This window comes from Acidovorax sp. FG48, from assembly GCF_057809085.1.
The window spans coordinates 197,059-211,154 of the sequence record NZ_JBMDJH010000001.1 but is presented as its reverse complement, the minus strand read 5'-3'; the positions used below and the strand labels follow the sequence as shown (position 1 = coordinate 211,154).

At 58.5% G+C, this 14,096-nt stretch carries 12 protein-coding genes; 10 read left to right on the top strand and 2 right to left on the bottom strand.

Annotation, left to right across the window (positions count from 1 at the left end):
- Positions 1-29: 29 nt before the first annotated feature.
- The 9 genes from ACODSU_RS00965 to ACODSU_RS00925 all read left to right on the top strand — a co-directional run bounded on the left by ACODSU_RS00965 (position 30) and on the right by ACODSU_RS00925 (position 11,572).
- Complete coding sequence (locus ACODSU_RS00965) at positions 30-716, top strand: TerC family protein (protein WP_015016293.1); 687 nt, start codon at positions 30-32, stop codon at positions 714-716.
- Between the two features lie 269 nt (positions 717-985).
- Entirely contained in the window at positions 986-3,619 is a 2,634-nt protein-coding gene (locus ACODSU_RS00960) for a CHASE2 domain-containing serine/threonine-protein kinase (RefSeq protein WP_488839375.1), read from the top strand.
- A gap of 17 nt (positions 3,620-3,636) precedes the next feature.
- Positions 3,637-4,425 (top strand): Stp1/IreP family PP2C-type Ser/Thr phosphatase, encoded by a 789-nt coding sequence (locus tag ACODSU_RS00955; RefSeq protein ID WP_015016291.1) that lies wholly within the window; start codon positions 3,637-3,639, stop codon positions 4,423-4,425.
- Between the two features lie 41 nt (positions 4,426-4,466).
- Complete coding sequence (locus ACODSU_RS00950) at positions 4,467-5,117, top strand: FHA domain-containing protein (RefSeq protein WP_015016290.1); 651 nt, start codon at positions 4,467-4,469, stop codon at positions 5,115-5,117.
- 72 nt (positions 5,118-5,189) lie between these two features.
- Positions 5,190-7,454, top strand: a complete 2,265-nt coding sequence (locus ACODSU_RS00945) for a CHASE2 domain-containing protein (protein ID WP_488839373.1) — start codon at positions 5,190-5,192, stop codon at positions 7,452-7,454.
- 10 nt (positions 7,455-7,464) lie between these two features.
- Complete coding sequence (locus tag ACODSU_RS00940; RefSeq protein WP_488839371.1) at positions 7,465-8,253, top strand: MBL fold metallo-hydrolase; 789 nt, start codon at positions 7,465-7,467, stop codon at positions 8,251-8,253.
- A 319-nt stretch (positions 8,254-8,572) separates the two neighbouring features.
- Positions 8,573-9,058, top strand: a complete 486-nt coding sequence (locus ACODSU_RS00935; RefSeq protein WP_488839369.1) for a pilin — start codon at positions 8,573-8,575, stop codon at positions 9,056-9,058.
- A gap of 61 nt (positions 9,059-9,119) precedes the next feature.
- Complete coding sequence (locus ACODSU_RS00930; RefSeq protein WP_488839367.1) at positions 9,120-10,832, top strand: O-antigen ligase family protein; 1,713 nt, start codon at positions 9,120-9,122, stop codon at positions 10,830-10,832.
- Positions 10,829-11,572: a hypothetical protein gene (locus ACODSU_RS00925; RefSeq protein ID WP_488839366.1), complete on the top strand. Its 744-nt coding sequence runs from the start codon at positions 10,829-10,831 to the stop codon at positions 11,570-11,572. The genes ACODSU_RS00930 and ACODSU_RS00925 overlap by 4 nt, the downstream gene beginning before the upstream one ends.
- 8 nt (positions 11,573-11,580) lie before the next feature.
- On the opposite strand, the gene moaC is transcribed toward ACODSU_RS00925, so the two are convergent.
- Positions 11,581-12,102, bottom strand: coding sequence for a cyclic pyranopterin monophosphate synthase MoaC (gene moaC / locus ACODSU_RS00920; RefSeq protein WP_488839364.1), 522 nt, complete (start codon positions 12,100-12,102; stop codon positions 11,581-11,583).
- Positions 12,103-12,288: 186 nt separating this feature from the next.
- On the opposite strand from moaC, the gene ACODSU_RS00915 reads away from it, so the two are divergent.
- Entirely contained in the window at positions 12,289-13,767 is a 1,479-nt protein-coding gene (locus tag ACODSU_RS00915; protein WP_488839945.1) for a M48 family metalloprotease, read from the top strand.
- Here ACODSU_RS00915 and ACODSU_RS00910 read toward each other — a convergent pair.
- A complete protein-coding gene (locus ACODSU_RS00910) occupies positions 13,735-14,088 on the bottom strand; it encodes a phage holin family protein (RefSeq protein ID WP_060984484.1) in 354 nt (117 codons plus the stop codon). The two genes, ACODSU_RS00915 and ACODSU_RS00910, sit on opposite strands and share 33 nt — an antisense overlap.
- Positions 14,089-14,096 lie beyond the last annotated feature (8 nt).

Below are 14,096 nucleotides of genomic sequence, written 5' to 3'. Positions count from 1 at the left end.
TTCTTGCATTCATAACAGTGGAGTCAGTCATGGAGTTTCTGCAAAGCGCCGATTTCTGGATCGGCCTGGTGAAGATCGTCTGGATCAACATCATTCTTTCGGGCGATAACGCGGTGGTCATCGCGCTGGCCGCCCGGTCCCTTCCCCCCCATCAGCAAAAGAAAGCCGTGTTCTGGGGCTCCGGCGCTGCCGTGGTCCTGCGGATCTTACTGACGGTGGTGGCGGCCAAGCTGCTGGAGCTTTCGTTCCTGCAGATCGTGGGCGGTTGCCTGTTGCTGTGGATTGGTTTTCAGCTGCTCAGCGACGACGAGGAGGAAGAGGGCGAGTCCAAGACCTATGGCAGCCTGATGGCCGCCGTTCGCACCATCCTCATTGCCGACCTGGTGATGAGCCTCGACAACGTGATCGCCGTGGCCGCTGCGGCCCAGGGCAATGTGGTGCTGCTGGTGCTGGGCTTGGCCATCAGCATTCCGCTGGTCATCTTTGGCAGCACCCTCATGATCAAGCTCATGGAGCGTTTCCCCATCATCGTGGTGCTGGGTGCTGCCCTGATTGGTTGGGTGGGTGGTGAAACCATCGCCAGCGATGCCATCTTGCACGACTATGCGGTGGCGCATCCCGCACTGCACTATGTGGCGGCCGCACTCGGCGCTGCGCTGGTCGTTGGCGTCGGCAAGTTCTGGCGCAAGGGGTCGAACAGCGCCTCCGCCACTTGACGGCTGGAGTTGCGGCCGGGGCTTGCGCGCAGGCCTCGGCTGCTGTGTCAGATACAACGTGTGACAAAAATGACACGGCAGTCACTTCCCATGGAAAGGCTGCGTGACAAGAACGGCACCTGACGCTGCCCCGGGGGCCGATTCGCCGCCCATCCCCTTGTCTCTGCTGTCCCGACTGCCTGAGTTTGCCTGGGCGCGGTTATTGCTTGAAACCCACCCAATACTGAGTGGAACAACAGCAAGTGGGACGAAAAACCTCGGCGCGGCGGATGGGTGGATGGCGTACCGATGGCTTGTGGGGCGGATTGGTGGCATTGGCTGTTGCAGGCCTGTGCGCAGTGACGGGCGCATCGCTCACGCTTGAACTCAAGCTATACGACGCGGCCATCCGTACTTCGTCACCCGCCCCGCTGGCCGACGTGGTGATTGTGGGCATCGACGATGCCAGCTTGGCTGCACTGGGCCCGTCGCCCTGGTCGCGCGACATCCATGCCCGCTTGATTGATCGCCTGTCCGCAGCCGGTGCCCAAACCGTTGTTTACACCCCCGCGTTCACGCAGCCCCAGAGTGACAGGGGGTTGGCCTATCTGCGCAAAATCCGCGACACCCTGTCAACTTCGACAGAAACAACCCCGCTGACAGCCGAACTGGGCCGCGTGGTGGGAGAGGCAGAAGCCGCACTCGACGGGGATGCGCGTCTGGCGGCATCCATCCAGCGGGCGGGTAACGTGTTCCTGGCCTCGCGGTATGAAAATGCGGGTGCTGCTGCCCCTCTGCCCGCGTACGTACGCCGCAGCACGGCACCCGACCCGGGTACGACTGCCACCACGCTGCAATCCGCGCAGCACCCCATCCCGTCGCTGGGAACGGTGGCTGCGGGAGTGGGGCATGTGTATGCAGAGCCCGACAACGACGGCCGTGTGCGCCAGATTCCTCTGCTGCTTCGCTACGACAGCGTCGGGGTGCCGTCCTTGGCGTTGCTGGCGGTACAACACAGCCTGCACCTGGGCCTGGATGACCTTCGGGCGCTGGATGCGTTGGAGGGCTTGCGCCTAGGCGGGTTGAACATTCCCAGCAATGCAGGAGTCATGCTGCGCCCTCGCTGGCAGGTGTCCGGTGACGGTGCAGGTACATTCCCAATGCTCTCAGCTGCAAATGTGCTCGACGGAACGGCTCCCACCGGCAGCCTCAAGGGCAAGATCGTGCTGGTGGGCGAAATGACAGACGTGCCAGGCGCTGCCGCTGTGAGGGTGGGAGAGCGTCTCGTCCATCCCGTGGAGGTGCTTGCGCAAGCCGTGTCATCCATGCGTCTCGGATTGGGGGTGGTCGAACCAGGCTGGGCCATGCCGGTCACCTGTCTGGTGTTGGCGCTGGCGCTGCTCTATGTGGTGCTGGTGGCGCCCCGTTTGGCGCGCCCCTGGGTGGTGGCGGTGGGTGCCGGGCTCGTGCTTGCGGGTGTTGTCACAGAGTGGACGCTTCTGCGTTACGGAGGCTTGTGGCTTTCGTTGCTGTTGCCCGTTCTGGCCGTACTGACCGGTACCACCGTCGTGGCACTTTTGCACCAGGGGCAGCGCAGCGAAACCTCCGCGCGCTCTGCCGAAGCCGCCGAAGCGGACCGCATGATGGGCTTGGCCCTGCAAGGCCAAGGGCAGCTGGACATGGCCTTTGAGCGCTTGCGCAAGGTGCCTGCCAGCGGCGCGCTTCTGGACAATCTCTATCATTTGGCAGAGGACTTCGAACGCAAGCGCCACTTCGGCAAGGCGCAGGCGGTATACGAACATATCCTGCGCCACGACCGACACTACAAGGACGCTCGCAGCCGCTACAAGCGTGCCAAGGCACAGGCCCAAGGGGGGGCGCAAGCTTCGTTAGGCGCTGCAGACTCTTTGCCAGGCGCCTCCGCCGGAACACCCCGCCTGCCCGGTGACGCGAGCGTGGGTGTGCCCATGCTGGGGCGCTACCAGATTGACCGCGAAATTGGCAAAGGTGCCATGGGGGTGGTGTATTTGGGACGCGATCCCAAGATCGGCCGCGTCGTGGCCATCAAGACGCTGGCCTTGGGACAAGAATTTGAAGGCGATGCCTTGATTGATGCGCGCGCGCGGTTTTTCCGCGAGGCCGAAACTGCGGGGCGATTGCAGCATCCGAACATCGTCACCATCTTTGATGCCGGCGAGGAGCATGACTTGGCCTACATCGCCATGGAGTTCCTTAAAGGCCAGGATCTGACCCATGCTTGCGGCCAGGACCGGCTGCTGCCAGTCCCCACCGTGCTCTCCATTGCGGCCAGGGTAGCCGATGCGCTGGACTATGCCCATGCCCACAACGTGGTGCACCGCGATATCAAGCCGGCCAACATCATGTTTGACCGCGGCACCGACGCGGTGAAGGTGACGGACTTCGGCATTGCGCGCATCACGGATTCGAGCAAGACCCGTACGGGGCTCGTTCTGGGGACGCCCAGCTTCATGTCCCCGGAGCAATTGGCCGGAAAGAAGGTCGACGGGCGTTCGGATCTTTATTCGCTGGGTATCACCCTCTTTCAGTTGCTGACGGGCACACTGCCGCTGCGGGGTGCGTCCATGACCGAACTGATGCACAAGATTGCGAGCGTGGAGGCACCCGATGTGCGACAGCTGCGCCCTGAACTTTCAGCGGCTGTGGCCAAGGTGGTGGCGCTGTCGTTGCAAAAGCGCCCTGAGGCACGCTATCAGACCGGGCGGCAGTTTGCGGCGGACCTGCGGCAGGCCCTGGCGGGCGACGCGCAATCCAGCCCTGAGGCAGTCGTCTATGATGCGGACCGCGATGCAACAGGGCAAGAAATGGCGGATTTTCAGGAAACCGTGATGGAGCCCCCCGCCGTGCGGGGTGCGGCAGCCCCGCCGATTTCGGGCGCCCCATGACGCACGCCTCCACATCCATGACCTACGAATTCACTGCGCGGACCGATAAGGGCCGCGTGCGTTCCAACAACGAAGACGCGGTCGCCGTTGACCGCGATGCGCAGGTCGCGATATTGGCCGATGGCATGGGCGGCTACAACGCGGGGGAGGTGGCCAGCGGCATGGCCACCACCTTCATCCGTACTGAGATGGCCCGCTGGCTGGCCCAAGCAGGTGCAAGTCCTCAGTCCACGGACGTGCGCCGGGCGCTGGAAATCTGTGTCGAGAATGCCAACCACGCCATTTTGGGTGCGTCGCTCTCCAATCCGCAGTACGCGGGCATGGGTACGACGCTGGTGGTGGCGGTGTTCCACGGCAGCCGCCTGATCCTGGGTCATATCGGCGATTCGCGCTGCTACCGCCTGCGCGATGGTGCTTTGCAGCAGATCACGCGGGACCATTCCTGGTTGCAGGAGCAGGTCGATGCAGGTCTGCTGACGGCGCAGCAGGCGGCCCTGTCTTCCAATCGCAATCTGGTGACCCGTGCCCTGGGTGTGGAGCCCAATGTGCTGATGGAAGTCAACGAGTTCCAGGTGGCGCCGAATGACCTGTTCCTGCTGTGTTCCGATGGGCTCACCGACATGGTATCCGATTCGGATCTGGCGGAGCTGGTACGGGCGCCCATGCCTTTGGAAGAAAAAGCGACACTGCTCATTGACACCGCCAATGCCAACGGTGGTCGTGATAACGTGAGCGTGCTGCTGGTGCAGGCTGCCGCAGGAGGCAAGAAGCGTGGCCTCATGTCCCGATTGCTAGGGGCCTCTTGAGTGGCCCGAACTACAACAATTCATCACATCAGGAGTGGATCATGCCGAGAATGATCGTTTCAATCGACGGCGTTGTTATCAAGGAAGTGCAGCTGACCAAGGAGCGGACTACGCTGGGTCGGCGCCCATACAACGACATCGTGATCGACAACCTCGCGGTGAGCGGTGAACATGCGGTGCTCCACATGGTGGGACACGATGTGGAGATTGAGGATTTGGGCAGCACGAACGGCACCTACGTGAATGCCAAGGCCGTCAAGCGCCAGGAGCTGCGCAATGGCGACACGGTCGAGGTGGGCAAGTACAAGATCCGCTTTTTGCAGGATGCCGAAGGCCAGAATTTCGAGAAGACCATGATCTTCAAGCCCGGCATGGTGCCGCCTGCAGTGGCCGCCGCCAGGCCCGCGCCAGCCGCACCTGCGCCCGCTCCGATTTCTGCGGTGATTCGTGTCATGTCGGGCGCTGCAGCGGGGCGCGAGGTGTCCTTGCAAAAGGTCGTGACCACCATTGGCAAGCCGGGCGTGGCCGTGGCGTCCATCACCAAGCGGCACCAAGGTTTTGTCTTGGCTCACGTGGAGGGGCCTGAAATGCCCCTGCTCAACGGTGCGGCCATTGGTGCTTCGCCCGTTCCTCTCAAGCACGGCGATCGCCTGGAACTGGCCGGCACCGAGATGCAGTTCGAACAGACTTGACCTCTGGCATGGGCCCGCGTCGTGACTGCGGGCCTCTGCTGACCTGAACCTTATCTCCTTGCGTGCGGACCCATGCTGCAGTCCCTGTCGCACCTGTTCCGCCGACGCTGGCGGCGCATTGCAGTCACGCTGATACCGCTGGTTTTTGCACTGTTGCATGTGGCCGATGTGCTCCACCTGCAGGTGTTGGAGAGACTGGACAACATCATCTACGACACCCGCCTGCGGGTGACCATGCCTCGAACGCTCGACGAGCGCATCGTCATCGTCGATATCGACGAGAAAAGTCTGGGGCGTGTGGGCCAATGGCCCTGGCGCAGGGACAAAATGGCCGCGCTGGTGCGCGAACTGTTTGAGCGCCAGCAAGTGTCGGTGATCGGGTTTGACGTTCTGTTTGCTGAGGCCGACGAGAGTTCAGGTCTCTCTACGTTGCAAGAGCTGGCCCAAGGCCCTTTGCGCAGCCAGCCGGCCTTCCAGGAGCAACTGAAAAGACTGGCACCGTCGCTGGACTATGACGCGCTTTTTGCGCAGTCCTTGCGTGGGCAGCCCGTGGTGCTGGGTTACTACCTGTCGGGCGAAGACCGCGATGGCATCACGAAAGGCATGCTGCCGGACCCTGCGCTCCCGTTGGAGCGCTTACGGGGCCTGCCGCTGGGAGCAACCACCTGGCGCGGTTATAGCAGTAATATCGAGGCGCTGACCCGCGCGGCGCCTGCTGCGGGGTTCTTCAACTCCATCACGGACGAGGACGGGGTCGTTCGCTCCTTGCCGTTGTTGGCCGAGTACCAAGGGCAGTATTACGAGTCGTTGGCGCTGGCCATGTTCCGCACAGCCATCGGGTTGCCAGAAATCCATCCGGGCTTTGTGAACCCCACACCCGTTGGGACGCATGATTTGCTGCAAAGCATCGTGTTGCGCCAGGACGGTCGCACGCTGGCACTCCCTGTAGACCAGCAACTGGCCACCCTCATTCCTTATCGGGGACCGGGAGATGCCAAAGGGGGCTCCTTTCGGTACATCTCAGCGTCGGACGTTCTGGATGGCGTGCTCCCACCGGGCCAGCTCAAGGATCAATTGGTGCTGGTCGGGTCCACCGCGCCTGGCTTGCTCGATTTGCGTGTGACGCCAGTGGGCAGAACCTACCCTGGCGTAGAAACCCATGCCAACGTGTTGTCGGCATTCCTGGATGGCAAAAGCATCGTCCGGCCCGACTATGCCGCCGGGTTCGATGTGCTGCAGCTCCTCTGCGCAGGGCTACTTTTAGCGGTGGCATTGCCGCTCTTGTCTGCATCGTCGGCGGTCTTGCTGAGCGCCGGCGTGGTTTCTGCGCTTGTGGGGCTGAACCTGTGGATGTACATCGCCCAGGGTTTGGCGTTGCCGCTGGCGACGGCGGTGGTGATGTCCATGCTGGCCTTCGCGCTCAACATGGCATACGGCTATTTTGTGGAGAGCCGGTCCAAGCGCGAACTCGCAGCGCTGTTCAGCGCCTATGTGCCTCCAGAGTTGGTGGCCGAAATGGTCAAGCAGCCGGAGCACTACAGCATGCAGGCCACGAACCGGGAGCTGACGGTGATGTTCTGCGACATGCGCGGCTTCACCGCCATGTCTGAGCGGATGGAGCCTTTGCAACTGCAGGGGTTGTTGAATGAAGTGTTCAGCAAGCTCACCCATATCATCCGCAGCCACCGTGGCACCATCGATAAATACATGGGCGACTGCGTCATGGCGTTTTGGGGGGCTCCTGTGGCTACACCAGACCACGCGCAGTTGGCGGTGACTGCGGCCCTGGAAATGTCGCAGGCCATTGGGCAAATCAACGCCAATCATCGACAGCGCGGCCTGCCCGAGATCGGAGTGGGCATTGGGCTCAATACCGGTGTCATGTGCGTGGGCGATATGGGCTCGGACATCCGGCGCAGCTACACGGTCATCGGGGATGCGGTCAACCTGGGCTCGCGCCTGGAGGGGCTGTCCAAACACTACGGCACGTCGATTGTGGTGAGTGAATCCGCCATGCAGCTTGCCCCTCAGTTTGTTTGGCAGGCCATGGATCGCGTTCGTGTCAAGGGCAAGGCGCAGGCCGTACCGATTTACCAGCCTCTAGCGCCCCGGGATCAGCTACCCGCCGAACTCGCCGAAGAACTGGTGGTATGGGAGGGTTTTCTGCGAGCCTATGCGGCCCAGGAATGGGCACAATGCGACAAGCTGATGGCGCAGTTGCGAGGCCTCAGACCTCGTTGCACTCTTTATGAGTTGTATGCTGCACGGGTCGAAGGCCTGCGTGGGTTGCCTTTCAATCCTGACTGGGACAGCGCCACCATTTTCGACACCAAGTAGAAGGCTCTACATGAAGGTTCGCGTGCTGGGGTGTTCCGGCGCTATCGCCAAGGACTGTCGCACGACATCGTTCTTGATTGGTGACAGCATCTTGATTGATGCCGGCACCGGCGTGGGCGACCTGACGCTGGAAGAGATGGGCAAGATTGACCATGTACTCCTGACCCATTCCCACCTGGACCACATCGCCGCGCTGCCCCTGATGCTCGACGCGGTGTCGTCACAGCGCCGGCACCCGGTGCAAGTGCATGCCCTGGCTGCCACCATCTCTGCGCTGCAGACGCATGTCTTCAATAACGTTATCTGGCCGGATTTCAGTGCGATACCGTCTGCTGCATCCCCATTTCTGCAGTATCAAGCTTTTGTATGCGGTGATTTACTGAGCATCGCAGGTGTGCAGATCGAGGTGCTGCCAGCCCACCATACCGTCCCTGCCGTGGGGTTTGCGGTGCAAGGCGATACTGGCTGGTGGGTGTTCAGCGGCGATACTGAACGCAATCCTGCCTTTTGGACTCGCGTCAACCTATTGTCAGTGGTTTGCTTGGTGATAGAGACGGCTTTCAGCGATCGCGAAAGCGACCTAGCCTGCCGCAGTCTTCATCTGTCCCCTGCCACCTTGGCGCAGGAACTGGCTAACGTCCCGGTAACACAGCGCTATCCTATCTACATTACGCACACGAAGCCTTCTGAGACATCGCTCATCATGAACGAGATCCGACAGCTTGAATGCACCGCCATCGAGCGTCATGGCCCCCATGACATTCGGTGGCTGGCTGCCGGGCAGACGCTGGAGATTTGATTCCGTTGCGCGCCGTTCTGACAATACTGAACGACAAAAATGTAAAACTATGAAAAGTCTTGGGTCGTTGACTGTGTGAATTCGGGCGGTCTAGGTGGGGGATGGAAGCTTTTTGCATCACCTAGACGCGAAGGAGGCGTTTTCCTGGGGAACGCATCGAAAATCGGCTTGACTTCCGATGCACCTGTACAAGGCGTGGAGGAGTTCTCGCCTGTTGCTACGGCCTTTGGCTGCTCAAGTCCGAAATAGTGCTTGTTTGGGCACCAGGCACAGCAATTGCATATCCACCTCGCATCTGCAATTTTTTTAGGAGTTCTTCATGAAGCGTTCTATCCAAAAGGGTTTTACCCTGATCGAACTGATGATCGTGGTTGCGATCATCGGTATTTTGGCTGCTGTGGCTCTGCCTGCGTACCAGGACTACACCATCCGAGCCAAGATGTCTGAGCCCACTTTGGCGTTGTCGGGCTGCCGCACCAGCGTCCAAGAACTGATCGAAGGCACCACCGCTGCAGCTCTGCCAGCTGCAGATGACGAAAAGTGGGGCTGCCCAATCGGTGCCAGCGCAGAAACAAAGTATGTTGACGAATTGCATGTAACAAACGCTGGCATTGTGCGGGTTACTGTTCAAAACATCGCTGCTGTTGTTGACTCGAAGATCGTGTCTTTGGCGCCTATGCTGGACGACACGACTGTTTTCGGTAACGGCGATGTGCGCAAGAAGGTGTACAAATGGCGTTGTGGTAACACTGCGGACGGTACTACTGTGAGCGCCAAGTATTTGCCTTCTTCTTGCCGCGGTTAATACCGGGCGGACAAAAAAACGGCGGTTTTACCGCCGTTTTTCATTTGGGCTTCTGTTTTCTATGCCGCAACTACTTTGGGCCTTTGCCCTGCTCTGTGCATTTGTCAGTTGGCACGCTAGCGATCTATATTACCCTTGGCTTAAGTTCCAGTCAGAGGGTTGGGCAGCTGTCAGCTTACTTTTCGTGGTAGTTGCATGTGCGTTGCAATCTCGAAAAAACTTACGGCAGGTTGGTAGCCCTCAAGATTATCTGAGTTGGTTTTTGTTGGCGCTGCCATTTGTTGCCAGCGGACATTTGCTGTTCAATCCTGAGGTGTTTTTGGGTGACGTAGCCTTAGTCAGTCTATATGCCGTAGGGGCCTTCGTTGCTTTAGAGCAAGGCCGTATTTCGGCGGCGCTGCATCGCAGTCGTGGCATCGAGGTCTTATGCTTGTTATTACTCGCGTCGGGCATATTCAGCGTCGCTGAAGCTCTGTATCAGTGGCTGCACCTCGACGGCTTGGGTTTCTGGGTGATTCAGTTGCCTGAGAATGTGCGCCCTTCGGGAAATTTTGCGCAAGCCAATCGCATGGCATTGCATACGGCAGTAGGCATTGCGGCGGCATTTTGTCTGAATCAGCGCGGCGTTCTGACCCATTGGGCTACGGCTCTGTTGGTGAGCTTTCTGGGATTGGGCGTGGCCCTAACGCAATCACGAGCAGGCTTATTGTCTGCTGTGCTGATTCTGGGTTTTTCAGTGTATTTTTGCAGAGGATGCCGTCGTTCCATGGTGTTCTATGGTGTCCTGCTTGCCGCGGTTTTTTCACTTTTCTGGGCACTGCCGACCATTTCGTCCGCGCTGGAATTGGGAGTGATCCGTACGAGTCGTCTGGCCATGGGCTCGCGAACTTCTCTGATGCTGGGTTTTGTAGACGGGGTGCTGCAGCAACCTTGGTGGGGCTACGGGCCTGGACAAATCGTGCAGGTGCAGGTGCAGCAGGCCGCTAACGCAATTCCCGTATTGGTCAGTTTTTGGTCGCATAGCATCGCGTTGGATATGGCACTTCTTTTTGGAGTGCCCGTCGCCATTATCTTCGTGTTAGTGATTGGGTATTTTACAATTCAATTGATTAAAAATAGCTGGATTCAGGATAATCAATTCGTAGTTCTTGCGGTGATACCATTTGCTGTTGCTTGCAATACTGAATACCCGCATGCGTACTTAAATAGTCTGTTGCTTTTTATGTATATCCTGGGCTTCGCCAGCTTTAAATTAATGGAGCAGGGGTCGGACTTGCAGAGTGAAGGGCGCGGTACGGGTGAGGTAAAGGCTAATATAAAAAAAATAGTTACATCACTAGTTGTTTTAAGCTTTTTTGCCCTTGGTGGCGTCGTGGTTGTGGACTATTACAGGCTAGCTTACTCTCTCCAAGTTGCAAGGTTTGAGGCGGCCCGTGCAGGTACGTTTCCTCCAGGCTATTCTTATCCGCAACCTCTGTTGTTGACTAATCTACAAGCCTTGATCTTCATGGTGAGGCAAAATGACTTTGCAACAATGAATTCGAAAGAAATTGAAGAATACCGGAAGGCAGCTTTCCGCAATCCCTATGAGGCTGCTTTGCGCGGCTATGCAGTTGCATCGGGACTGCATGGCGTTGCAGAAGGCTCTAAATACTCTGCAGATTCGGCATTAAAAATCCTGGAATCCTTTTACGGAAAGCACGCCAAAGATGTAGCATTGCGCAGAATAGAGTTATTGCGTAAGGAGATTCAGGAGTATGGGGGTGCTGAATGATTGCAGTCAAAAACCGCTGGCAGGCTTCTTTTTATCATTTGCTTTTTAGTCTGGTCTTATCCGTTTGTGCTGCAATCTTGGTATTTCAGGTTTGGTATCCTGGGCATTTTGCAAAAATATCCGGCGGCCTGCAGATGTTTACTGCCTTGATTGCAATCGATCTTGTCATGGGTCCATTGCTTACATTAATTGTATTTTCCAAAATAAAATCAAAAAAAGAAATACTTTTTGATGTTTCCATCGTCATTTTTTTGCAGATGGGAGCCTTGGTTTATGGCGTGTGGTCTCTGGCGTCCGCCAGGCCAGCCTACCTTGTCTATGAGTACGGACAATATTCCGTAGTTCGGGAAATGGATTTGGAGGGGGCTTTTGCTAAAAAAATCCCTGCTGAATTAACAAGGGGAATTTTTTCAGCGCCCCGCTATGTGGCTTTACGCCCTTTTGGTGACTCTAAGGAGCAATACCAGTACACCATGGACGCATTGTCGGGCATACCATTGGCATTCAGAACCGAGCTTTGGAGGTCCTATCAAGAGTCGCAATCTAGCGTGCTCTCCGAGGCAAAATCAGTGGCCAGCGCGCCCAATTTGCTGGAGATTTTGATTGAGAAAAAAATCTACCACGATGGTGATGTTTTATATTATTTACCGTTGCAAGGTGTTAAGGGGTTTTGGTCGGTCATTCTGAATGGTGATGCAGAAATCATTGATTTTGTAGAATGGGATCCATTGGGGGGATGATATAGCCATCAGGCAGCATAGTCTGATTTTCCTCCCCGCTTCTCCCTAACTTTTACTTCCGTGATTACCATTCCCCGATCTGCCGCCTTGCACATGTCGTAAATCGTTAAAAGGGCAATTTGTACGGCCGTCAGTGCTTCCATCTCGACCCCGGTTTGTCCTACCGTTTCCACAGTGGCTGCACATAATATGCACGAAGTGCCCGTTGTGGGGACGTTATCAGTCTCAAACTCAATAGCAACCCGCGTTATTGCAAGGGGGTGGCACAAGGGTATTAAATCGCTTGTTTTCTTGGCGGCCATGATGCCGGCGACACGGGCGATTCCCAGGACGTCACCTTTTTTGGTGGTACCCGATTCGATTAATGCTAAGGTTTCAGGCCGCATTTCGATGCGACCGGTAGCCACTGCTAATCGATGCGTAGTGGCTTTAGCGCCAACGTTAACCATGTGGGCTTTGCCTTGAGCGTCGAAGTGGGTAAGAGGCGAGGCATTGGCTGTTTCAGGGAGGACTGATGTTTTGGGGCTCATGATCTTGGCGCGCGAGCTGGGTTGCAAGCCTGTGTGAAACAATTAGAAAGTCAGTGCATCATAAGGTGATCCACCACCAAACAGCGTGTTGGGTGATGGATGACAGCAGGGAGTCCCCGAGTGTGGATATTGAATAAAAAAAGCCCGCGGATGCGATGTCTTTCTGTGTTGACCGCTCTTTCTTTCATGGCGTGCGGCGCTTTTGCTCCTGCAAGAGTTAAGGCTCAGGCTGAGCTTCCTACCCTCGGCGACTCCAGCGACCTCACCACCAGCGCCGAGCGCCGTCTGGGCGACCGCATCATCCGCGAGCTGTACAGGGACCCCGACTACGTCGATGACCGCGTTGTGGCCGACTATGTACAGGGAATCTGGCAGCCTCTCCTCTCCGCAGCCAAGTCACGTGGTGAACTCAGCGCCGAGCTTGATGAGCGCTTTGCCTGGGAAATCCTGCTGGGTCGAGACCGCACGGTGAATGCATTTGCCCTGCCCGGCGGCTACCTAGGGGTGCATCTGGGACTAATCGGTGTGGTGGCGACCCGTGATGAACTGGCCTCTGTGCTGGCGCACGAACTGAGCCATGTGACCCAACGCCACATCTCGCGGCTGATCACGCAGCAGAGCAAGCAGACGCCTTTATTGCTGGGGGCCATGGTGTTGGGTGCACTTGCAGCCAGCAAAAATCCGGGCGCCACGCAGGCCCTGGTCGTGGGAGGCCAGGCCTTGGCCATTCAGAATCAGCTCAATTTCTCGCGGGACATGGAGCGTGAGGCGGACCGCATTGGCTACGGGCTGATGGCCCCGGCAGGCTTCGCGCCCCAGGGCTTTGTGAGCATGTTTGAAAAGCTGCAGCAAGCCAATCGACTCAATGACAATGGGTCGTGGCCTTATTTGCGCAGCCACCCGTTGACCACGGAGCGTATGGCAGACATGCAGTCGCGCATCCCTCCGGGGGCAGCATCTGCGCCGGGCGCAGCAATGCCGGCTTCCAGTGAACACGCCATCGTGGCTGCGCGGGCGCGTGTGCTGTCTAACCCCGGAGTGGATACCTTGCGCCAGTGGATCGCGGAGCCCAAGGGCTCAGGGTTTCAGTCACAGCCGCTGCCGCGACGGGCCGCCGCGCTGTATGCGGCGGCGCTGGCAAGCAGCCAGCTGCGTGATGCAGCCAATGCGCGTCTGGTTGCCCGCCAACTGGATGACCTGGTGCTGCAGGACCCCGCCGCTCACCGCCTGTCACGCCTGTTGGCGGCGGAGATCGAGCTGGCAGCGGGCGATGCCTCTGCAGCCCTTGCGTCCATGCCAGAGGGCAACAACGCACGCAGGCCAGAGCTTGTGTTGCGTACCCAAGCCCTGTTGCGCGCCAACCGGCCCGCGGATGCCACGCAGGCCTTGCAAACCTGGGTGGCAACCCACCCCAAGGATGCGACCGTGTGGCAATTGCTGGCGTCAACCTGGCAAGCGCAAGGCCAGGCGTTAAGGGGGATTCGCGCGGAGGCCGAAGCGCAGGCCGCGCGGTATGACTATGCTGCTGCGGTGGACCGGTTCAAGGCCGGCCAGGAGATGGCCCGCCGAGGTGGGCCTGCGGTGGACCACATCGAGGCTTCCATCATCGACACCCGCTTGCGCGCGATGGAGTCACTTCTTCGCGAACAGGCCGCCGAGCGCTGATTCAATGATCACGCCAAGCACCGAGTAGATCAGCGAACCCAGTAGCGCAGCGCCAAACCCTGCGACATGGAAGCCATCCAGCACGCTGGCCGCTGCCCAGAACATGAGTGCGTTGATGACGAAAAGAAAGAGCCCGACCGTGACGATGGTGACGGGCAAGGTGAGCACGACCAGCACCGGCCGCAACACCACATTGAACAGGCCGATCACGAAGGCCGCGATCAATGCCGAGGTGAAGCTCTTCACCTCCACACCGCTGTAGATGTAAGCCACAAACAGCAGCGATGCAGCGCTGAGCAGCCATTTCAGAAGAAGTCGCATGGCCGGAG